This window comes from Paenibacillus sp. N22P23 (assembly GCF_059383735.1).
In genome coordinates this window covers 73,632-94,808 of record NZ_JBXENT010000007.1, presented here as the reverse complement: position 1 = coordinate 94,808, position 21,177 = coordinate 73,632, and the positions used below count along the sequence as shown (strand labels likewise).

22 protein-coding genes are annotated in these 21,177 nt (G+C 45.1%); all 22 read right to left on the bottom strand.

Annotated elements, in window-relative coordinates; translation table 11 throughout:
* Nucleotides 1–8 precede the first annotated feature (8 nt).
* The gene (locus AC506A_RS23580; protein ID WP_495463444.1) at nt 9–641 is read right to left on the bottom strand and encodes a sugar transferase; all 633 of its coding nucleotides are present in this window, start codon (nt 639–641) and stop codon (nt 9–11) included.
* Complete coding sequence (locus AC506A_RS23575) at nt 641–1,756, bottom strand: DegT/DnrJ/EryC1/StrS family aminotransferase (RefSeq protein ID WP_495463443.1); 1,116 nt, start codon at nt 1,754–1,756, stop codon at nt 641–643. Before AC506A_RS23575 ends, AC506A_RS23580 begins: the two co-directional genes overlap by 1 nt.
* Before the next feature lie 137 nt (nt 1,757–1,893).
* Entirely contained in the window at nt 1,894–2,589 is a 696-nt protein-coding gene (locus AC506A_RS23570) for a hypothetical protein (RefSeq protein WP_495463442.1), read from the bottom strand.
* 47 nt (nt 2,590–2,636) lie between these two features.
* Nucleotides 2,637–4,451, bottom strand: coding sequence for a polysaccharide biosynthesis protein (locus AC506A_RS23565; RefSeq protein ID WP_495463441.1), 1,815 nt, complete (start codon nt 4,449–4,451; stop codon nt 2,637–2,639).
* 117 nt (nt 4,452–4,568) lie between these two features.
* Complete coding sequence (locus tag AC506A_RS23560; protein WP_495463440.1) at nt 4,569–5,261, bottom strand: CpsD/CapB family tyrosine-protein kinase; 693 nt, start codon at nt 5,259–5,261, stop codon at nt 4,569–4,571.
* Nucleotides 5,254–6,006, bottom strand: coding sequence for a YveK family protein (locus AC506A_RS23555; RefSeq protein ID WP_495463551.1), 753 nt, complete (start codon nt 6,004–6,006; stop codon nt 5,254–5,256). The genes AC506A_RS23560 and AC506A_RS23555 overlap by 8 nt, the downstream gene beginning before the upstream one ends.
* Before the next feature lie 141 nt (nt 6,007–6,147).
* Nucleotides 6,148–8,505 (bottom strand): S-layer homology domain-containing protein, encoded by a 2,358-nt coding sequence (locus AC506A_RS23550; RefSeq protein WP_495463550.1) that lies wholly within the window; start codon nt 8,503–8,505, stop codon nt 6,148–6,150.
* Between the two features lie 94 nt (nt 8,506–8,599).
* The gene (locus AC506A_RS23545) at nt 8,600–9,385 is read right to left on the bottom strand and encodes a tyrosine-protein phosphatase (protein ID WP_495463439.1); all 786 of its coding nucleotides are present in this window, start codon (nt 9,383–9,385) and stop codon (nt 8,600–8,602) included.
* 157 nt (nt 9,386–9,542) lie between these two features.
* Nucleotides 9,543–9,941, bottom strand: a complete 399-nt coding sequence (locus tag AC506A_RS23540; protein ID WP_495463438.1) for a F0F1 ATP synthase subunit epsilon — start codon at nt 9,939–9,941, stop codon at nt 9,543–9,545.
* Between the two features lie 26 nt (nt 9,942–9,967).
* Complete coding sequence (gene atpD / locus AC506A_RS23535) at nt 9,968–11,386, bottom strand: F0F1 ATP synthase subunit beta (protein ID WP_475783041.1); 1,419 nt, start codon at nt 11,384–11,386, stop codon at nt 9,968–9,970.
* Between the two features lie 107 nt (nt 11,387–11,493).
* The gene (gene atpG, locus AC506A_RS23530) at nt 11,494–12,354 is read right to left on the bottom strand and encodes an ATP synthase F1 subunit gamma (RefSeq protein WP_495463437.1); all 861 of its coding nucleotides are present in this window, start codon (nt 12,352–12,354) and stop codon (nt 11,494–11,496) included.
* A 126-nt stretch (nt 12,355–12,480) separates the two neighbouring features.
* The gene (atpA, locus tag AC506A_RS23525; protein ID WP_495463436.1) at nt 12,481–13,995 is read right to left on the bottom strand and encodes a F0F1 ATP synthase subunit alpha; all 1,515 of its coding nucleotides are present in this window, start codon (nt 13,993–13,995) and stop codon (nt 12,481–12,483) included.
* A 16-nt stretch (nt 13,996–14,011) separates the two neighbouring features.
* Nucleotides 14,012–14,560, bottom strand: a complete 549-nt coding sequence (locus tag AC506A_RS23520) for a F0F1 ATP synthase subunit delta (RefSeq protein WP_495463435.1) — start codon at nt 14,558–14,560, stop codon at nt 14,012–14,014.
* Complete coding sequence (gene atpF / locus AC506A_RS23515) at nt 14,557–15,039, bottom strand: F0F1 ATP synthase subunit B (RefSeq protein ID WP_495463434.1); 483 nt, start codon at nt 15,037–15,039, stop codon at nt 14,557–14,559. The genes AC506A_RS23520 and atpF overlap by 4 nt, the downstream gene beginning before the upstream one ends.
* A 101-nt stretch (nt 15,040–15,140) precedes the next feature.
* Nucleotides 15,141–15,365, bottom strand: coding sequence for a F0F1 ATP synthase subunit C (gene atpE, locus AC506A_RS23510; RefSeq protein WP_090982204.1), 225 nt, complete (start codon nt 15,363–15,365; stop codon nt 15,141–15,143).
* Between the two features lie 71 nt (nt 15,366–15,436).
* The gene (gene atpB, locus AC506A_RS23505) at nt 15,437–16,192 is read right to left on the bottom strand and encodes a F0F1 ATP synthase subunit A (protein WP_495463433.1); all 756 of its coding nucleotides are present in this window, start codon (nt 16,190–16,192) and stop codon (nt 15,437–15,439) included.
* Nucleotides 16,192–16,602, bottom strand: coding sequence for an ATP synthase subunit I (locus tag AC506A_RS23500; RefSeq protein ID WP_495463432.1), 411 nt, complete (start codon nt 16,600–16,602; stop codon nt 16,192–16,194). Before AC506A_RS23500 ends, atpB begins: the two co-directional genes overlap by 1 nt.
* The gene (locus AC506A_RS23495) at nt 16,602–16,868 is read right to left on the bottom strand and encodes an AtpZ/AtpI family protein (protein WP_495463431.1); all 267 of its coding nucleotides are present in this window, start codon (nt 16,866–16,868) and stop codon (nt 16,602–16,604) included. The genes AC506A_RS23500 and AC506A_RS23495 overlap by 1 nt, the downstream gene beginning before the upstream one ends.
* A gap of 189 nt (nt 16,869–17,057) precedes the next feature.
* Nucleotides 17,058–18,206, bottom strand: coding sequence for a non-hydrolyzing UDP-N-acetylglucosamine 2-epimerase (gene wecB, locus AC506A_RS23490; RefSeq protein ID WP_495463430.1), 1,149 nt, complete (start codon nt 18,204–18,206; stop codon nt 17,058–17,060).
* Between the two features lie 50 nt (nt 18,207–18,256).
* A complete protein-coding gene (gene upp, locus AC506A_RS23485) occupies nt 18,257–18,886 on the bottom strand; it encodes a uracil phosphoribosyltransferase (protein ID WP_495463549.1) in 630 nt (209 codons plus the stop codon).
* Between the two features lie 145 nt (nt 18,887–19,031).
* Nucleotides 19,032–20,096, bottom strand: a complete 1,065-nt coding sequence (locus tag AC506A_RS23480) for a UCP032817 domain-containing protein (RefSeq protein WP_495463429.1) — start codon at nt 20,094–20,096, stop codon at nt 19,032–19,034.
* A 156-nt stretch (nt 20,097–20,252) separates the two neighbouring features.
* The gene (locus tag AC506A_RS23475; RefSeq protein ID WP_495463428.1) at nt 20,253–21,044 is read right to left on the bottom strand and encodes a sugar phosphate isomerase/epimerase family protein; all 792 of its coding nucleotides are present in this window, start codon (nt 21,042–21,044) and stop codon (nt 20,253–20,255) included.
* Between the last annotated feature and the right edge of the window lie 133 nt (nt 21,045–21,177).

The following is a 21,177-nucleotide window of genomic DNA, read 5'->3' as shown; positions in this document are numbered from 1 at the left end:
ACACACTTTCAACTCTTGTCCGTGCCTCTAAATGCCTCCATTGTTGCTGCAGTAGCAGATGTAATCCCTTCTCTAACAAACACTTTTTTTATTGTAAGTAAGATAATTCTGCAGTCACCGAAAAAACTAATTGTATTGACATAGTTTACATCGTAATCAAATTTTTTTTCCCAACTTATTGCATTCCTACCACTAACTTGAGCCAATCCAGTCAAACCCGGCTTTACTTCATGGCGACGTTTTTGGTGCTCATTGTAAAGAGGCAGGTACTTTACCAATAGTGGTCTGGGACCTACGATCGACATTTCACCTTTAATAACATTAAATAGTCCTGGCAACTCATCAAGAGAAGTTGACCTTAGAAATTTACCGAATTTAGTAAGTCTAACACTGTCCATTAATAGGTTCCCATTTTCATCCTTTTCATCTGTCATCGTTCTAAACTTATACATTCTAAAAACTACTTCATTTAACCCTGGCCTATTTTGTGTGAATAATACAGGGGCTCCTATCAAAACTCTTACAAGAAGTGCAACTAGCAAAATAATTGGACTTAGTAGTATAACTGCAAGCCAGGCAAACATTTCATCCAATGGTGCTTTAAAAATTTCACTATAAATGTTGCGTTTTGGAGGTTTCATTATTCACTCCACAGCCTTTTAATTATCTTCACAACTCTTTCTAATTGATTTTCCGTTAACTTGGTATCAGAAGGTAAGCAAATTCCATTTTCAAATAAAGCTTCTGAAATGCCTGTGCCAATAAAATCATATTTTTCAAAAAAAGGTTGCCTATGCATGGGCTTCCAAACTGGCCTTGATTCAATATTCTCTTTATCAAGAGCGAGCATGATATCTATCGGTCTAATATTTCCAGATAGTGTAGCTGAGCTTAACCAGTAGTTTGGCTTGTCCCATTCATTCACAGGCATAAATTGGATACCCTCAAGTGTTCCTAATTCTCTCTTATAAAATTCAAAAATATGTTTCTTTTTCTCAACCCTTTGATCTAAGATCTTCAGTTGCCCTCTACCAATACCCGCTACAACGTTACTCATTCTATAATTAAATCCAAGTTCACTATGTTGATAATGCCTAGCTTGATCTCGCGATTGAGTTGCCCAAAATCTAGCTTTTACTATTTTCTCTTCATTATTAGAAACTAACATTCCACCACCGGAAGTAGTAATGATTTTGTTACCATTAAAAGAGTAAATACCATAATCACCAATACTCCCTGTTGGAACACCTTTATAGTAACTCCCCAGTGACTCTGCCGCATCTTCAATTAAGATAACATCATGTTTCTTACAAAGCGCAACTATTCTATCCATATCTGCGGATAATCCGTATAAATGTACTACAATAACTGCTTTAACACTGGGATACTTTTCGAAAGCTTCTTCCAGTGCTTTTGGACACATATTCCAAGTTTCGTAATCACTATCAATAAATACTGGAATAGCATTTTGATAAATAATTGGATTAGCTGTTGCTGAGAATGTGAGAGTAGAGCAAAAAACAATATCACCTGCTTCTACCCCAGCGGCTCGTAGCGCTAAATGAATTGCACTAGTGCCAGATGATAGCGCTGCAGCAGATTTTGAGCCAACTCTCTTAGCTAACTCATTTTCAAATCCATTGACGTTTTCTCCGAGAGGCGCAATCCAGTTTGTTTCAAAAGCTTCCTTAATATATTCCATCTCATAACCTTCATCACTCATATGTGGTGAAGAGAGAAGTATTCTATCTGCCATTATCCAATACTTCCTTTCCTACGTAATTACCTTAGTCTTACCCCATTAATAGAAGATCGCTTCCCCTACTCTGCTAACACCTGATAGCAGTTCTAGGGAAGCGACAGGTTATAGTCACTATTCATTGTTTATGTTACCTACTTGACTGATTCTTCTTCCTGTAACACTTCATCGTAAGATTTCCCTTGACTTACACCATAATTTTTTGCAATTTTCGAGAGTTGATTATATTGTTCAGGACTAACTTCATCTAATATAATTTTACGTGCTTCTCTCTTTTCTTCAATTGTTAACCCACCAATTGCTAGTTTTTGAAGTTTTTTAATATCACTCAAATTTAACTTTCCTACAAGAATTGAGGTTACAGTTGCTTTTTCTTTCATAGTAACATTTCCTTGAATTTTTTTGGTTTTCTCCGCTGTTACTTCGGCAGAATACTCGTTTAGATCTTCCTTCTTTGTTTCCTTTGGCATTGCAGTTGTCTCATTTCCAATCCCTGAAACTGTATCTTCTTCACTTACAGGTTTTTCATCTCCCACTGCAGGCGCCTCTACTTCAGCATCAGTATTATCATTAATTGACGGCGACGATAACTCATTAGTTGGCTTAGTTATCGTAGAATTATTATTAAGCGAATTCTGATTTATTCCACTATTATTCTTATCCTGCACTACTGCTTCATTAGATGTATCCTCAATTTCTTCAGACACTATTTCGTTTGCTAGCGATCCAATTACTTTGTTAACAACATAATTCGCTGCAAATAATCCTGATACTCCAAGTACCACCACCGTAGATACAGTTATAAGTAGTGCTTTTTTCCATCTTTTCATTTTACGCAACAGGATCCTTCCTTTCACGTATAGTTCATTTCATGATGTTACGAGACATCCTTATACAAGGGAACAATATATTCAATTACACTTCTAATAAAGTCCTTATCTTCGCCAATTGCCTTCTCAAGCCGCTTAAACTGCAACTCCAGTTCCCCGCGATTGATACCAAGTGGTTTACCAATAAAAATACGATTGTGTTTTGTATTAGTCACTTCTTCCTCGTTAAGAAGAAGCTCTTCATAAAGCTTCTCTCCCTCACGAATTCCAGAAAATTCAATCGGTATTTCCGTGTATGGCTCAAACCCTGATAATCGAATTACATCTTCAGCAAGCTCCACTATTTTAACTGGTTTACCCATATCGAGTATAAATATCTCACCGCCAGCTGCAAAAGCACCTGCTTGAATAACAAGTTGAACTGCCTCCGGTATAGTCATGAAGAAACGAACCATCTCAGGATGCGTAACGGTCACAGGGCCACCGGCTTCAATTTGCTCCTTAAATCTAGGAATGACACTACCTCTGCTTCCAAGAACATTCCCGAACCTTACAGCAACATATTTCGTTTCACTTTGCTGATCCAAGCACTGTATGTACATTTCGGCAATGCGCTTAGTAGCCCCCATGATACTAGAAGGATTTACAGCTTTATCTGAGGAAATGAGTACGAATCGGTCGACACCGTAGCGATCAGCTGCATCTGCTACATTCTTTGATCCAAATACATTATTTTTAACGGCTTCCGCCGGATTTCTCTCCATCAGTGGAACATGCTTGTGAGCAGCTGCATGAAACACAACATTTGGCCTATAAATTCGGAAGACCTCATTTATACGAGAACGATCCTGAATATCCGCGATAACTGTCTCAATCCTAATATCCGAAAACTTCGTTCGCAGTTCCATTTCAATCGTATAAATACTGTTCTCACCATGTCCAAGTAGGATTACTACTTGTGGTCTAAATATTAAGATCTGCCGGCAAAGTTCCGATCCGATAGAACCACCCGCACCTGTTACAAGTACAACTTTGTTTTCCACATAATCTGCTATTCCCTTTAAATCAGGTAGAATTGGATCCCTTCCAAGCAGATCTTCCAAATCCAGATCTCTCATTGCATTTATAGAAACCTTGCCCTCAATAAGATCATTAAGTGCAGGGATAATCTTGACCTTTGCTCCTGTGGACTTACAGATTGATATTACATCCACAAGCTCAGATTTATTTACTGAAGGAATAGCAATAATAATCTCCTGTACAGCATTACTGTTTACTACTTCCTCAATTGCATTGCGATTTCCAAGGACCGGCTTACCAAGTATATGTTGACGAAGCTTTCTATTGTCATCGTCAATGAAGCCTACAATGGAAAACTCTGAGTTTACATTACTCATGATTTCTCGAGCTATAATAGCTCCGCAATCGCCAGCACCAATAATCAATACTTTTGTTTTATCTTGACTTTCATTAATACTGTTCTTCACCATTCGCCAAACAAAACGAATACCACCCATACAAAGTACCATTGTTTCAACAGTGCGAATTGATACCGAAACAGCAATGCGCTCATGAAGGAAGAAGTTAGCAACGCCGTACGAGATCATCCATCCAAGTAGTACAGCTTTCAGCAAAGAGACAATCTCACCTATACTTGCATACTTCCAAAGTCTTTGATACATCTTCAAATAGATCATCATCACGCCGCATGATACTGCTGTAAACAAGGTATAAGCTATCATTTGAGACGTATACAAATGAATACTCGAACCATATCTCAAGAAGTATGCAGCCCCGACACTAAAACAAACAATTAATAAATCGATTAGGAATAAAATTAATGAACGTTTCTTGTACAGCATTGGACTTCCTCCATGTTCATACTATTATTCAGGGTTTATACCCTCAATTGGTAACATTCGACAATATCCCCAAATATAATAATAGAACTTTTTTACTATACTAACAATACTTCAGAACTACTTTTCTTCATTGCTATAATAATAATAGTAGTAACCATCACTGTTTTTCTTTTTAATATTATTTAAAACGACACCGAGTATCCTAGCGTTCACCTGCGTAAGCTGTTGTTTTGCTTTAATAACCATATCACGTTTCACTCTGCCTGAATCTAAAACAAGTAGTGTCCCGTCACATTTTGTCGAAACAACTTGTGCATCTGTTACCGCTAGCGTTGGAGGAGTATCGATTAAAATAATATCGTACTTGCTTCGCAGTTCATCAATTAGTAAACTCATACGCTGTGAAGCTACCATCTCTGCTGGGTTAGGCGGAATTGGCCCCGAAGTAATAATGGTTAGGTTAGGAATATCTGTAGTCTGTACAGCATCCTCCAACTCACACTGTCGGGATAATATGGTGGATAAGCCCTTACGATTACTCACACCAAATGTATGATGCATCGTTGGCTTTCTCATATCAGAATCAATTAGTACAACCTTCTTATCTGCTTGTGCATATACTACCGCCAAATTACTGATCGTAGTTGACTTACCTTCACCAGGCGAAGCCGATGTTGTCATAATTACTTGTATCTTGTCATCAATAGAAGAAAAATCAATATTAGTCCGGAGCGAACGGTAAGCTTCAGAAATAGGAGACTTCGGTTCAGTAAAAGAGACAAGCTGTCTCTTATTTGCTGTCTTAGACATGTTTAACTTCACCTGCCTTTACTTTTTGAGAATTTACTGTTTCATTGCGAACTATAGACTCTTCATCCATCCTCGAAATTTGCCCTATTGTCGGCAAATCTAAATAGCGCCTTACATCCGCTTCAGTCTTTATTGTGTCATCCAAGTATTCTACTAAGAAAGCCACTCCTGCAGCCGCTAAAAGCGCTAGAACAAACGCCACTGCAATATTAAGTTTAACATTGGGACTAATCGGCACGGGTACTTTCAACGTATCTAGATCAGCCAGATTTAAGATAGTCACATTTTGCACATTAAAAATAGACGGCATTTGTTCTTTAAATACAAGTGAGATTGCATTGACGATTTCAGCAGCTTTTCGATAGGAAAAATCATTAACAACTAAAGTCATCACTTGTGTATTATTAACTGAATTCACTTTCACTTTCTTAACTAACTCTTCAGCAGTCAGACTGAACTCAGGATGTTGTTTTGCAACCACATCCATAATCGCAGGTGTTTTAATTATTTCTTTATATGTATCAATTAATCGAAGATTGGCAGTTAACTCATTTAAATCCAACTCATTTGTTGCGGCACTTGTCGAAGTGCGATTTACAACTATCTTAGTCGTTGCCTCATAGGTCGGCTTGATCATGTAGTTACTGAACAACCCCGCTGCCAATGAACATAATACGACAGTGACTACGATCATCCACTTTCGTTTAAGAATAATCTGGACGTAGTCTCGGAGATCTAATTCCATCTGCACGTCATATCCCTCACATTTTCTTCAAGTTAGAATGGATTAATTTGGCTTAATTTTGCTTATAAAGTAATATACATCCCCCGCTAAAGGGGGATGTATATATTCAAGGCATAACTACATTAAGGCATAACTACATGATTAGTTAGAGAAGTTAAATGCGCGGTAGATGATAACTGCTGCTTGAGCACGAGTAGCTGTTGCGTTAGGGTTGAATTTACCTTTGTCGCCAACTACTAGGCCGTTGCTTGCTGCGAATGCTACGCCGTCTTTCAACGTTGCATGGATCGAACTAGCATCTTTGAATGCATCTAGAGCTTTCAGATCTTCTGCAGTAGCTTTTACCCCTTTAGCAGCTTCCAAACCACGAGCAACCATTACTGCCATTTCTGCACGAGTGATTGTTGCATTAGGTGCGAAGGAAGTTTCTGTGCGGCCTTTGATGATGCCTGCTTCAGATGCAGCCGCTACGAATGGGGCGAACCAGTCAGTTGCGTTTACATCGCTAAAGCCTTCTTTAGCCAATACGTTGTCAAGATCAAGTGCGCGAACAAGCATTTTAGCGAACTCAGCGCGAGTTACTTCGCCACTCGGTACGAAAGCACCGTTAGCGCGGCCTTGGATAGCGCCTTTAGCAGCCATAACTTCGATTTGACGACCAGCCCATGCTTTTACTTTGTTAATATCTTTGAATGCAACTTTGTTCTCAACGACTACATAAGTGGAGAAATGGTCGCGTTTCTCGGTGATGACACCGTCGTGATATACGCCCCCATAATAAGTTGTACCATCGAATACTGTAAGAAGATCTTTGTCGACACCTGTTGTGTTTACAGGTATATTAATTTCAATTGGGTTGCTGAACTCATGAACTTCTTTACCACCTACAGTTAGGCCGAAGTCATATGCATCGGAAACAGCTTTCAAGGAACTCGCTGGACCTTCTGCTGCATTGTTCTTCACATTGAAGATCAGCGTGTCATTGATTTCATTGCCAACCGGCAAAGTAGCGCTAAAGCCATTGAAGTTAACTTTAATGCCGAAGATTCCAGCAGTGGAAGCTTTATCTACACTAACGTTCTCTACTGTTACTGTAACATCCTTAGAATCAACTTTTCCGAGATCGATATTCAGTACCAAGTTGTTAAGCGCCGATTCCGATCCAGGTGCAGCATCTTTCAACGCTGCGATAATTTTAGCAATTTCATCAATTGCTTTATCAATATCAGACGAGCTTATTGTTGCAGTTGCTTTACCATCTACAACTTTCACATCATCTGAAGCATCAATCTTAGCAAGTTCTTGAGCAGCTGCTAGTGCTTTATCAACAGCTTCTTGGATGAGTTTTGCTTTCTCCTCACCAGTTGCTTTCTCGATTTGACCTTTCAAGTTACCCAATTCTTCGATAACGGTAGGGTTAGAAGGAATGATCACGATTGGTGCAGTGGTGAACGTTAGAATAACTGGTTTCACAAGTACTACTTTACCTAGGAGAGTTGCTTGAAGCGTTGCTGATCCTGTGCTTGCGGAATTTGCAAGAGTTACAACGCCAGTCGTTTCGTCAACTGAAACTGTTGCGTCGCCTGTTACACTCCAATTTAGGAACATGGATGGGATTTTAATTCCTTCCAGTGAAAGGCTGTATGCTTGGGTACGGCCGCTATTTGAAACTACAAATTGGCTAGTTGCTTCTGCACGTACGAATGCAACCGCTAGTGCTTTTGTAGCTGCTTCTACTGTATCAGCAGTAGCTTGATCAACTGTAATATTCTGAAGAACTTCGGCTGCAGCTGCTGCAAAATCTTCTGCAGGAACTTCATTCTCGATTGCGAACCAGTTAATCAACTTGTTTACATTCAAAGTGTTGTTGCCCAACACCTCGTTTGTAGCATTCTCAATCATTGTAAAAGCGATCGAGGATGGATCCTCACCTGCTAGTAATGCTTGTGCAATGGCTGCTTTGTTCGTATTGAGTTGGTTAACAGTCGCACGTTCAACCGCATCGCCGAAAGCTAGTAAGTCGTTTACAGTCAGCTTAGGAGTGTTGGAGATTACAGCCAATTCTTCTAATGCTGGTTTCAAGTTCTCACGAATATCAGCGATTTCTTCTGTACGTGTGCTGTACATAATAGAACCAAGGCCTTGGAATAGATTAAATAGTGCCTCTTTAAAATCCACTTCGCTCTCTGTAATATCCGTAGGAAGCAAGTCCCACACTGGATTTACTAGATCCTTATTGTCGTCATAGTTCAACGAAGCAATGATATCGCGCAGATCGCGAACGCTTTGTGCGTCATTAGCATCGCCAGCAAGCAATGCTGCGTGAATGCGGCTAATTCTAGCTGTGAAATCGGCATAAGTTGGAGTTGCTGCAGAAGCAACATTCGAAAATCCTAATTGTTGTGCTAGGCCTTTATTGCTAAGTGGCAATCCTGCAAGCGATCCAGTTACTAGGCTGGCCGCGATAGTCGTTACTGCTAATTTTCTTTTGAACGTCACTTTCAAGTCACCTCTACCTTAAAATTTTGTCTTAATTTGCCGCTATATGTAACAATCACTACCAATAGTACCATCGTACACCGCCTATGGTCAATTAGTTCCTAAAGAAATTCAGGATATTAATCCAACCTTTACCTTTTGTTCTTACTTTTGTAAATGGAGACTCTACTAACTCTCTATTCGTAAGTACAGCCTCAGCATTTTTCCTATAACACGTTTCAAAATCCTCTCCCAATTCATCTCTCACTCTCTTATATGCCTCTTGAAGACGGAATCCACGGCGCGTTACATGATGTGCGTCAGAAGACACGGTATGGATTAATCCTTCCTTGCAGAGCTGCCAAGCTGCTCGCTCGATCTGCTTCCCAAATCCGCCTAATAAGGAATGCGTTGTCACTTGCCCATAGGCACCAGCGTCTACCATCTCTCTTAGCTTATCCGGGTTTTGAACGACTTCAGCATTGCGCTCAGGATGTGCAATGATCGGACGGATTCCCATGATCGTAAATTCATGAATATACTCTAGCATCCGTTTCGGTACCGATGAAGAAGGCATTTCTAATAAAATGTATTTAGAATCGGCCAACGTGCACAGCTCTCCTGCACTCCAGGCATCAAACATATCACTATGTATGCGAACTTCCTGCCCTGTATATAGTTGAAGGGGTATACCAGCATTGGATAAAGATTCTCTTAACAGAGCTACCCGCTCACGAATAGATACAGCCTCGTTCATATACTTCCCATTGGCGTGATGAGGAGTTGCTATCATAACGGTTATACCATCAGCTACTGCCGCCCGAGCCAAGTCTAGTGATTCTTCTATATCTGCAGCGCCATCATCGATGCCTGGTAATATATGTGTGTGTATATCAAACATACCCAAATCTCCTTATGATTCCCTTTTGCCATTATACTATATTCAGAACAAAATAGGCCTGTTTTCGACAACATCTTTAGAATATTAAAACAAACAAAAAAACTGACCCTTCCGCAGAACGCTTCTACGAAAGAGTCAGTCTTCTTCGCTTGCTATCTTAGCGCGACTTTACCGCGATACGGTTAAGCGCACGCTGCAATGCGAGCTCAGCGCGAAGTTGATCGTACTCATCACGCTTGCCGTTAAGGCGTTGCTCCGCACGCTGCTTCGCTGCTTCTGCACGGGACAAGTCGATATCGCCCGGCAGTTCAGCGCTCTCAGCCAAGATAACCACTTTATCCTTACGGATCTCAAGGAACCCGCCGTTAACGGCAATGGATTCTTCGGAGCGGTCCTTCTTGATGATAACAGGTGCAATTCGCAAAGGCGTTACCATCGGAATGTGATTAGGCAAAATCCCCATCTCACCTTCGGAAGCCTTAACGATAATCATATTTACATCCTGAGCGTAAGCTTTACGCTCAGGTGTTACAATTTCCAATAAAAAGGAGCTCATGATATTACCTCCCTAGCTATGAGCGATTAAACCTCTTGAGCAAGTTTTTCCGCTTTAGCAACTGCGTCTTCGATCGTTCCGACGTTATGGAATGCCGATTCTGGAAGGTGGTCGTACTTACCTTCAAGAATTTCTTTGAAGCTGCGTACCGTTTCTTTAACAGGAACGTACAAGCCCGGGATACCATTGAACGCTTCCGCAACGTGTAGCGGTTGCGCGAAGAACACTTGAATACGACGCGCACGGTGAACGATCAGCTTGTCTTCTTCAGACAATTCGTCCATACCGAGGATCGCGATGATATCCAGAAGCTCTTTATAACGTTGCAGAACTTTCTTAACGGTTTGCGCTACTTGGTAGTGCTCTTCGCCAAGAATTTCCGGAGTCAAGATACGGGAAGACGAAGCGAGCGGATCTACGGCAGGGAAGATACCCATTGCAGCGATGTTACGCTCAAGGTTAGTCGTTGCATCCAAGTGGGCAAACGCCGTTGCAGGAGCCGGATCCGTATAGTCATCGGCAGGAACGTAGATCGCTTGAATGGAAGTAACGGAACCCTTCTTCGTGGAAGTGATACGCTCTTGCAGTTGACCCATTTCAGTTGCCAATGTTGGTTGGTAACCTACCGCGGATGGCATACGGCCAAGCAAAGCGGATACTTCAGAACCAGCTTGCGTGAAGCGGAAGATATTATCGACGAACAGTAGAACGTCTCTTCCTTCTTCGTCACGGAAATACTCAGCCATTGTAAGACCTGTCAAAGCTACGCGAAGACGCGCACCCGGAGGCTCATTCATTTGACCAAATACCATCGCTGTCTTAGCGATAACGCCGGAGTCGCTCATCTCGTGGTAAAGGTCATTACCTTCACGAGTACGCTCACCAACGCCGGCGAATACGGAGATACCGCCGTGCTCTTGTGCGATGTTGTGGATAAGCTCTTGCATCGTTACGGTTTTACCTACACCCGCACCGCCGAAGAGACCGATTTTACCGCCTTTGGAATATGGAGCCATAAGGTCGATAACTTTGATACCTGTTTCCAGGATCTCTTGGGATGTCGACAATTCTTCAAACGGAGGTGCTTGACGGTGGATCGGGTTAGAGATCGTACGGTCAACATCACCATTGTTATCGATTGGATCACCAAGTACGTTAAATACACGGCCAAGTGTTGCTGGTCCTACAGGTACTGTGATCGGTTTACCCAAATCCACAGCTTCTGTTCCTCTGACAAGACCGTCAGTGGAAGACATCGCAACGCAGCGAACCAGATTATCGCCGAGGTGAGTTGCTACTTCAACCGTAAGGTTGATATCGCGCTCGCCTGCGCCTTGAGCCGCTCTTTCGATTTTTATCGCATTAAGAATCTCAGGCAATTGTCCGTTGTCGAACGCAATGTCGACTACCGGTCCTGTTACCTGGACTACACGCCCCTTGCTCATTCTTGTACCTCCTTCATGTTTTCCGGAGCTGCACCGCCGGAAGTGAAACGGCCGTTAGACCGATCACAACCAGCTGGTGCTTACTTCGGATGCATTAATGGTGAAGCTTATGCCTGTGCGTTAGCTCCGCCGACGATCTCTGCGATTTCTTGTGTGATTGCTGCCTGACGTGCACGGTTGTAAGTCAACGTCAAGCCTGCGATCATCTTCGTCGCGTTCTTCGTTGCATTGCCCATCGCTGTCATACGTGCGCCGAACTCGCTCGCTTTACCTTCCAATACCGCGCTGTAAACAACCGTTTCCGCGTATTTCGGCAATAGAACGTCGAGTACCTTCTCAGGTGACGGCTCATATTCGTAACTTGCCTTCGCGCCTGTAAATTCAGACTGATCCAGTGGAAGCAGCTGCTTAATGACAGGAACTTGGGTAATTGCATTATAGAATTGGTTATACACCAGGTTTAGCTCGTCATATTTACCGGATTCGAAGCCTTTAACAGCAGCTGCTGCCAACGACTTGATATCGGCAAATTTCGGTGAATCGGAAAGTCCTGTTACTTCATCAGCAAGGTTGATGTTCCGGCGTTTGAAGTAATCCCGGCCTTTACGTCCGATGACGAAAACGTCGTATTCAGCAGCAGACTTATGCTTCTCCTGAATCTCCGTCCATACTTTACGAAGCACGTTCGCATTGTATCCGCCCGCCAAACCGCGGTCCGACGTGACGACCAGGTAGGCCGTACGTTTGACTTCGCGGCTTTGCAGCATAGGATGCTTAATCGCGCCCCCGCTCGATGCAATGCTCGCTACGACTTCCTTGATCTTGTCGGTATATGGACGTGATGCTACAGCAGCATCTTGAGCTCTCTTGAGCTTAGCGGATGCAACCATCTCCATTGCCTTCGTGATCTGTTTCGTATTCTGCTTACTCTTGATCGAGCGCTTAATTTCGCGCATACCTTTAGCCATTCGTTGTCACCACCTTATTACCGGCCGTATGGGTGAAGCAAGTTTCACCCTAACCAGTTCTATTCCGCACAGTATTCAAACGGTATACGATAAGCAGCATACCGTTTGAATGATTAAAGAAAGGTTTTAAACCGACACTGCAAAGCTGTTCTTGAACGATTTGATCGCTTCAACAAGCACTTTCTCATTGTCGGAAGTCAAATCTTTCGTATCGCGGATGGAAGCGAAAATTTCTGGTTTGTTAGCATCCACGTAAGCCAGAAGGCCAGCTTCGAAGCGGCGTACATCTTGAACCGGAATATCATCAACGTGTCCACGTGTAACCGTGTAAAGGGAAACGACCTGGCGCTCTACCGGCAATGGCGCATTAACGCCTTGCTTCAAGATTTCCAGTGTGCGCTCACCGCGGTTTAGACGGGATTGCGTTACTTTATCAAGATCAGATCCGAATGCTGCAAATGCTGCCAATTCGCGGTATTGAGCAAGGTCAGTTTTGAGCGTGCCCGCAACTTTCTTCATGGCTTTGATTTGAGCGGAGCTACCTACACGGGATACAGAGTTACCAACGTTAACCGCTGGACGCTGACCGGAGTAGAATAAGTCGGACTCTAGGAAGATTTGACCGTCCGTAATCGAAATTACGTTTGTCGGGATGTAAGCCGAGATATCGCCGGCTTGCGTCTCGATGAATGGCAATGCAGTCAAGGAACCGCCGCCAAGCTCATCGTTCAGCTTAGCTGCGCGCTCAAGCAAACGGGAGTGAAGATAGAATACGTCCCCTGGATAAGCCTCACGGCCCGGCGGACGGCGAAGCAGCAAGGAAAGCTCACGGTATGCTGCCGCTTGTTTGGAAAGGTCATCATAGATAACAAGTACGTGTTTGCCGTTGTACATGAAGTACTCGCCCATCGAGCAGCCTGTGTAAGGTGCAATGTAAAGGAGCGGGGACGGCTCGGAAGCGCTCGCTGTTACGACAATTGTGTATTCCAAAGCGCCTTGTTGGCGAAGGGATTCAACAACCGTACGTACAGTGGATTGCTTTTGACCGATTGCAACGTAGATACAGATAACGCCGTTGCCTTTTTGGTTAACGATCGTGTCGATCGCGATTTGAGTTTTACCTGTTTGACGGTCGCCGATGATAAGCTCACGTTGACCGCGGCCGATTGGAATCATCGCATCGATTGCTTTGATACCAGTTTGCATCGGCTCGAATACCGATTTACGGGCCATTACGCCCGGAGCCGGAGATTCGATTGGACGTGCTGCAGTTGTGTTGATTGGTCCGTTGCCGTCAACCGGTTGTCCCAGTGCGTTTACTACGCGGCCAAGCAAAGCTTCGCCAACTGGAACTTCCATGATACGACCTGTTCTCTTAACTTGGTCGCCTTCGCGGATGCCTGTGTAAGGTCCCATGATAACTACACCGACGTTGCTCTCTTCAAGGTTAAGGGCCATACCCATAACGCCGTTCGAGAATTCGAGCAGTTCGCCGGCCATAGCGTTCTCAAGGCCGTGCACACGTGCGATACCGTCACCGACTTGGATGACCGTCCCGACATCAACGACTTGAATTTCGGATTTAAATTGTTCGATCTGTTGTTTAATCAGCGTGCTGATTTCATCAGGTCTGATACTCAATTCCGTTCACCCCTATCTACAATGCTTGAGTTTTCAAAGCTTGTTCAAGTCGAGCCAGCTTGCCGGATAGGCTGCCGTCATACAAACGGTCACCGATGCGTACTTGTACGCCGCCGAGCAGAGCAGGTTCAACGATTTGTTTTGCGATAATGCGTTTGCCAACCATTGTACCGAATTGCGCAGCCACTTTGGACAGCTCTTCTGCGGACAATGTCTTAGCCGTATATATAGTAGCGTGTGCCTGACCGAGCGCATCGCCCGCTACTTTCGTATAAGCTTCATACACTTCTGCGATCGCGTCATGACGGCCGCGGATAATGAGCAGCTCTACCGTATTCAGTACCATTACCGACACTTTGTCAGATAGCGCACCTTTAATAATGTCGATCTTCTTCGTCACTTCAACGTTTGGCAGACCAAGAAACTTGCGGATTTGCACATCTCCGGTCAGGGCGTCGACGACGATTTTCAGCTGTTTCTCAACATCTGCAATCGCATTATTGCTTTGTGCAAGTTCAAACAGCGCTTTAGCGTAGCGTTTAGCTACGACGCTCTCGCGGCTCATTTGCTTCCAACCTCATTCAAGTATTGGTCAACAAGCTGCTCTTGCGATTTATCATCGATTTGTTTCTCGATGATTTTGGAAGCGATCATGACGGACATGCCGCTAACTTGACTGCGGAGTGCAGAAATCGCTTTGTTTTTCTCGCTTTCGATATCTTTGACAGCGTCGTCCTTCAGGCGAGTAGCCTCGGATTTAGCAGTTTGTACGATTTCATCTGCTTGCTTCGAGCTCGTTTGTTTCGCTTGCTCGATAATTTCATATGCATCTTTACGTGCTTGTTGAAGCGATTGCTTCTGCTCTTCATACTGTGCTTCGGCTTGTTTGCGGCTGTTCTCCGCGCTCTCAAGCTGTTCTTTCACGAACTGCTTGCGCTGTTCCATGATGGAGAATAGCGGACCGAAAGCGTAACGGCTAAGCAGCCAGTAAAGAATTCCGAAAGCAACCAGTTGGATGAAAAAATTGGACCATACGATATCCAACGTACGTCACTCCTTTCCGTAGATTAGCCGGCTCTAATTGAAGCAGGCAAAAGGAAGGCGCGGAGGCTGATTGCACTCCCCGCCATAATGCATTAGTAATCTTACGCTTTGCCCAAGAAGATGAAAGCTAGTACTAGGGAAATAACTGGAAGTGCCTCTACAAGCGCTACCCCGATGAACATTGTAGTTTGAAGAGTACCACGAAGTTCTGGTTGACGGGAAATACCCTCAACTGTACGACCTACGATCAAACCGTTACCAATACCTGCACCCAGTGCTCCAAGACCGAATACAATTGCTGCTGCAACTAATGCCAAAGCTCCCATTAGAGAAATCCTCCTTAAAATGTTTACATATAGTTTTATTGTTTCCTGCCAGTAGCAGGTTTGTTACTGTCTTAATGATGCTCTTCGTGAACGATCGCTTGCGACATGTAAACCATCGTTAGCATAACGAATACGAACGACTGAATTGCGCCTACGAAAACACTGAATCCTTGCCATACAATCAGTGCCGGGATACCAAACCATCCCATGCCCATGATGACACCAATCATAACCTCACCCGCGAAAATGTTACCGTAAAGACGAAGCGAAAGCGATAGCGGCTTAGCGACCTCTTTGATTACGTTAAGCGGGAAGAATGCTGCGTAAGGCTCGAAGTAATGCTTGAGGTAATGCTTACGGTTGCGACGCAGACCCTCGATGTGCGTGAGCACGATTACGATAGCCATTAGTGCGCCTGAAACCGCGACATCAGCAGTTGGTGATTTCCACCATGCGAGATGTGCTTCCTCTTCACCATGCAAGTTAAGGTCCATGCCGAAGAATGTTGCTCCGTGATGTGCCTCGGTAATGATACCGAACGGAAGACCCAGCAAGTTGGCAACAAACAGGTACATGATCATAGCAATACCCAGCGTCAAGTACGGACGGCCTTTCTTCAGGTCCATCGTAGTACCGATAATGTTCTGTACGAATTCGATAACCCACTCCAAGAAGTTTTGCATCTTAGTCGGGTTGGTCACCGAAGCGTTACGAACCGCCAGCTTAGCAATAATAAATACGATAATGCTGGTGATAACTATCATGATAATGGCAGCCAAATCAAATCGAATGCCACCCAGATTTACTTCAGGAAAAATATGATCCATTAGTTGTTTTCACCCCTTTCATCGGTGGATTGCCGTACGGCTGGATCTCTCTTGGCTTTAAATCCCAATATGAGTGTTACCAATTGAGCAACAAATAATCCAGCTACTGTTCCATAGAGGCTAAACGAAAAGTACTTGGTTGCAATTACAACCGCTAACAGGGCAATACATGCGCGAGTCAGAAAACCAAGATTATGGCGTTTCTGGATCCCCGCAACCGATAGAGCGCCGACTCGCTGTACTTTCCAAGAAAGATGGAAGGCGTTTGCAAGACTTGCCGCAGTTCCGAGAACAATGCCGCCGAAGAACGGTTTATATTCCGGAAGAAGGGCCCATCCAATAAAACATAGAGACAAAAAAAAGAACGTAATACGCTTAACCGTTCGAAGGTGGCCGGACAAATCATCCATTATTTCGCTTTGCCCCCTGTAAACGCCTTGATCAGAATGATGGTGATGAAGACCGCGATGACAAAACCAACAGCCATGCCAACAATGGAGCTATACCCGGTGTCTTGCGCTTGATCAACCTTGAGTCCAATCCAGTAGCCCAGTCCAAGACAGGCACCGATTGTACCGCCAACGGATCCGATCAGACCCATGGCGCGCCAAGGATTATCTCCTAAGCTGCTGTTATCCGTGTTACGTTTGTTGTCGTTATGGGACGGATTCGTCATCTAGAATCACTCCAAAACTCTTATTTATTTTAGCCAAGCTGGTTCCCTTTTGTCAATTGATATAAATTCAAACATTTAGTGAACGGGTACCCGAAAACCCTTGATTTACCTGGGGTTTTCGGGTATTCAAACCGTACAGTAGCACTGTATGCTGTTGCGTTGCTCGGAATGCTATCCTATCGATGTAACCTATGAACGTTGTGTGAACGGCGCCGGACGATTGTCCGTTTTTCCAAAATGATGCAGGATCGCCTGAACAATACGTACAGACGCTTGCCCATCACCATAAGGATTGGCTGCTTGACTCATTTTCTCATACAGCTTCGCGTCGGAAAGCAGCGCATGAGCACGCTCGTAAACAACCTCTTCGTCAGTGCCTACCAGCTCCAGCGTGCCTGCATCAATACCTTCAGGACGCTCTGTCGTATCACGAAGTACCAAGGTTGGGACGCCGAAGGACGGCGCTTCTTCCTGCAGGCCGCCGGAATCGGTCATGATCATGTACGTATGCGGATAGAAATTATGGAATTCGAACACATCGAGCGGCTCAATCAGCTTAATACGCGGATGATTGCCAAGAATCTCATTAGCCGGCTCTCGGACAGCAGGATTTAGATGCACCGCATAAACAACGACAACATCTTCGAATTCATCTGCAATCCTTTTTACCGCACGGAAAATATTACGATGAGGCTCGCCCAGCGCTTCACGGCGATGAGCAGTCATCAGAATCATGCGCTTACCCGCTGCCCATTCGATAACGGGATGCGTGAAGGATTTATCTACGGTGTATTGGAATACGTCTGTAGCCGTGTTGCCGGTTATGTAGATCGTAGACTCCGATTTGTTCTCTTTACGTAGATTGTCTGCCGCTCTGTCCGTCGGCGCGAAATGCACATCCGAGAGTACACCAGCCAGTTGACGGTTCATCTCTTCCGGATAAGGAGACATCTTATTCCACGTACGCAGACCTGCTTCCACATGCCCAACCTGAATTTGCTGTACAAAGGATGCATAGCTGGCCAAGAAACAAGTCTGTGTATCGCCATGCACGAGTACAATATCCGGCTTAGACTCGCGAAGAATGGGTTCAAGACCTTCAAGTACTTTGACGGTCGTTTCCGTCAACGTCTGCCGATCCTTCATCACGTTGAGATCGTACTCTGGCTTGATTTTGAAGAAATCGAGCACTTGATCGAGCATTTGGCGATGCTGCGCTGTCACGCAGACAACGGATTCAATTTCCTCTGGATGCTTCTGCAGCTCCAGTACCAATGGCGCCATCTTAACCGCTTCCGGCCTTGTGCCGAAAATCGTCATAACCTTTATTTTAGCCAACGTATGTCACTCCTAAATTTAGTGCGTAGCAAATATTGCTCCGATAAGATTTATTTGGTGCCAAACATGCGGTCACCGGCGTCGCCCAGACCTGGTACGATATAGCCGTGATCGTTAAGATGGCTGTCGAGCGAAGCTAAGAAAATATCGACTTCCGGATGGGCCTTGCGCACAGCATCTACACCCTCAGGTGCTGCGATGAGGCACATTAACTTAATTTGCGTACAGCCGCGGGTTTTCAGCGCTTGAATAGCCGCGTTTGCCGATCCGCCTGTAGCGAGCATGGGATCAATGACAATTAATTGACGCTCTGCAGCATCAGACGGCAGATTGACGTAATACTCAACCGGCTCGAGCGTTTCCGGATTGCGAAACAGTCCAATGTGACCGACTTTAGCCGAAGGAATCAGCTTGAGCATCCCTTCCACCATACCGAGCCCTGCGCGTAAGATTGGAATAAGGCCAACCATGCGCCCGGAAACGATTTTGCTCGTCGCTTCAATGACAGGCGTCGTGACTGTAGTCGTCTCAAGCGGTAGATCTCTCGTAATTTCATACGCCATCATCGTAGCGACTTCATCAACCAGCTCGCGGAAGTCCTTAGTCTTCGTATCCTTGTCGCGAATAAAGGTCAGCTTATGCTGGATAAGCGGATGGTCGCATATTATGAGATTGCCCATAGTTCTATTCATCCTCCTGAAATGCTTCTTCAACTGACTATTATAACATTCGACGCATCAATGTGCTATGTGGGTCACGCAACGCAAGAAACACATGCAAAGTATACCCGAAAGAAGCATTAATTACGTGAACATGATCTCAGTCTCAGCTGCTGCCGCCACAGCTGCTTCCACAGGATGAACCGCCTCCCGAATCGCCGCCGCCGGAGCAAGAGCTGCCGCCGCCATCGGATCCTCCGTTACCGGAATCACCATTGCCACCGTCATTAAAGTCAGAGGAGCCCCCATCATCGCCGCTGCAAATCGGAGTAATCCCACTACTACTGTCGCTATTTGCATTACGCTGTTCTTCGGTTTGATCCTCATCCATCTGATTATGAAAGTTGTCGAGCGGCCCAAATGAAGAGTAGAAAAACATCCCCGAGAGCACTCCTGTCGCCATCATGTCGGAAGAGTCTGCGACACGGTTATGAACCGGCTGCTCTTTAGCCGAAGCGAGCTTATTCCCCCGCTCGATTAAGTAATCGATGGTTGCATTCAAATCTTCAAACTGGGCTGCTGCCTTCTCATTGAAACGTTTGCTGCGAAGCACTGAAGGATTGTTCGTTTCCAGCTCGTACATCAGCTCCTGCGGCAGCGGAGTCCGATAAAAGGCGCCCCACAGCTGACCGCTTACCGGCACAGGCAGAAACAGCTCTCCGTAGATCCAATCGAACCAGGCACGTTCTCCGGATGCAGGCTTCGCATCAGAACCATGAGGAGCATGATGGATCGTCCCTCCGCAAAACTGCTTACAGAACTGCTCATACTCCCGGGTGAACATCAACATCTCATGCCACACCTCATCTACGCGCACACTGTACATCGGAACGTTCCGAAGCACGCCGCACATGAGAAAATAACGCTTCAGCTCAAACCACTGCCACTGCCACTCGCCCTCGCGCATGCTCGGGGTACGCTTCAGCACGCGGTCCTTAATGCGTGCCTCGAAGTCCGGCGAAAGTGCGGCTTCGAGCCGTTCGGCAGCGGAACGTGCAGGATGCTGCTCGGGTACGCCGAGATATTCCGGAGGTTTGCGCATTGGTACGGCTGCCCGGCGGTTGCGGGCCGTATTGGAGCCGCTCGATCGTGACTGCGTCCCTCTGGATTGGAAGAGCTTGATCACAATAAACACGATAAAAATTATGAAAACAAACCCGAATATACTCATATGCTGAGGCACACCGCCTTTGTTAGGGATATATGGTCATCATATCATGCCGAAGCTGCTGTGCTGATGCCTTTTCGCTAAATCAAGGAAAATAATGCGGATAATAAGGCATTAAAAAAGCTGCACCGCTTACTGCGGTACAGCTACTAATATGGATTAACCGCGAAGCAGCAGGCGGTTAAAATAGTCGATTGTGTACTGAACGCCTTTGTCTCCAAGCTCACCTGACCACGTGTGGGAATGCGGCTCGATGCTCAGTCCGCCTTGGTAGCCAACGCCATAAAGAATGGCCATGAACGTCCCCCAATCCGTTTGATCCATGCCAGCCGGAGGATCGTCGAAACGTTTGCCGTCAATGATGACCGAACCCTTGATGTGGATGTGCTTGATACGCGAGCCCCAGTCCACGATTTCTTTCAAGTAATCTTGTCCTGCGTAACGGGCATGCGAAGGGTCATACTTGATGCCAAGCTCTGGCAAATGGCCGTGAATGAGCTTCCAAGCTGCTTCGTCCACGATGTAATTGTTCCAGTGGCAGTTGTACGTCGCAATGGTGATGCCGCGCGCTTTGCCATATTCAATCAGTACGGAGAAATAGTTAATCGCCGCCGTGATGTTATCGTAATAGGAGAGCTCTTCGATGTAGTTGCAGCCGCCCACAAATACCGGACAACCAAGTTCTTGGCACGCATCGATAAGCGCCTGCGCTGCCTGCAATTCCTCTTCGTTGATGCTGCCATCCTTATTGATGCGATCAGGACCCCAACGTCCGATGGAAGCGACTGCAACGCCTGTCCGCTCACTTGCCGCTTTCAGCTCTGGCACGAGGGTCGTGAAGGTGGAAGCCGGAATGTCCACATTGACGCAAAATTCTAAAAAGGCCAAGCCGAGATTGGCCGCGTAATCGAAGCTTTCAGCACGATAATCTGCAATGATTCCAAGTTTCATGTTCCGTTCGACTCCTTCGTTTTCATCCAATTTATCGCCCCTCCGAAACGTTTCGGATTGACTCGTACCACCACTATATATCTTGAAAGAAAGCGATTGCAACATAAATTTATCGACAAGTGTTACGTGACTG

What these genes read in the sequence shown, in the direction of transcription:
- AC506A_RS23580 (WP_495463444.1), bottom strand. Translation starts at nt 641, where the DNA reads ATGAAACCTCCAAAACGCAACATTTATAGTGAAATTTTTAAAGCACCA.
- AC506A_RS23575 (WP_495463443.1), bottom strand. Translation starts at nt 1,756, where the DNA reads ATGGCAGATAGAATACTTCTCTCTTCACCACATATGAGTGATGAAGGT.
- AC506A_RS23570 (WP_495463442.1), bottom strand. Translation starts at nt 2,589, where the DNA reads ATGAAAAGATGGAAAAAAGCACTACTTATAACTGTATCTACGGTGGTG.
- AC506A_RS23565 (WP_495463441.1), bottom strand. Translation starts at nt 4,451, where the DNA reads ATGCTGTACAAGAAACGTTCATTAATTTTATTCCTAATCGATTTATTA.
- AC506A_RS23560 (WP_495463440.1), bottom strand. Translation starts at nt 5,261, where the DNA reads ATGTCTAAGACAGCAAATAAGAGACAGCTTGTCTCTTTTACTGAACCG.
- AC506A_RS23555 (WP_495463551.1), bottom strand. Translation starts at nt 6,006, where the DNA reads ATGGAATTAGATCTCCGAGACTACGTCCAGATTATTCTTAAACGAAAG.
- AC506A_RS23545 (WP_495463439.1), bottom strand. Translation starts at nt 9,385, where the DNA reads ATGTTTGATATACACACACATATATTACCAGGCATCGATGATGGCGCT.
- AC506A_RS23540 (WP_495463438.1), bottom strand. Translation starts at nt 9,941, where the DNA reads ATGAGCTCCTTTTTATTGGAAATTGTAACACCTGAGCGTAAAGCTTAC.
- atpD (WP_475783041.1), bottom strand. Translation starts at nt 11,386, where the DNA reads ATGAGCAAGGGGCGTGTAGTCCAGGTAACAGGACCGGTAGTCGACATT.
- atpG (WP_495463437.1), bottom strand. Translation starts at nt 12,354, where the DNA reads ATGGCTAAAGGTATGCGCGAAATTAAGCGCTCGATCAAGAGTAAGCAG.
- AC506A_RS23520 (WP_495463435.1), bottom strand. Translation starts at nt 14,560, where the DNA reads ATGAGCCGCGAGAGCGTCGTAGCTAAACGCTACGCTAAAGCGCTGTTT.
- atpE (WP_090982204.1), bottom strand. Translation starts at nt 15,365, where the DNA reads ATGGGAGCTTTGGCATTAGTTGCAGCAGCAATTGTATTCGGTCTTGGA.
- atpB (WP_495463433.1), bottom strand. Translation starts at nt 16,192, where the DNA reads ATGGATCATATTTTTCCTGAAGTAAATCTGGGTGGCATTCGATTTGAT.
- AC506A_RS23500 (WP_495463432.1), bottom strand. Translation starts at nt 16,602, where the DNA reads ATGGATGATTTGTCCGGCCACCTTCGAACGGTTAAGCGTATTACGTTC.
- AC506A_RS23495 (WP_495463431.1), bottom strand. Translation starts at nt 16,868, where the DNA reads ATGACGAATCCGTCCCATAACGACAACAAACGTAACACGGATAACAGC.
- upp (WP_495463549.1), bottom strand. Translation starts at nt 18,886, where the DNA reads ATGGGCAATCTCATAATATGCGACCATCCGCTTATCCAGCATAAGCTG.
- AC506A_RS23480 (WP_495463429.1), bottom strand. Translation starts at nt 20,096, where the DNA reads ATGAGTATATTCGGGTTTGTTTTCATAATTTTTATCGTGTTTATTGTG.
- AC506A_RS23475 (WP_495463428.1), bottom strand. Translation starts at nt 21,044, where the DNA reads ATGAAACTTGGAATCATTGCAGATTATCGTGCTGAAAGCTTCGATTAC.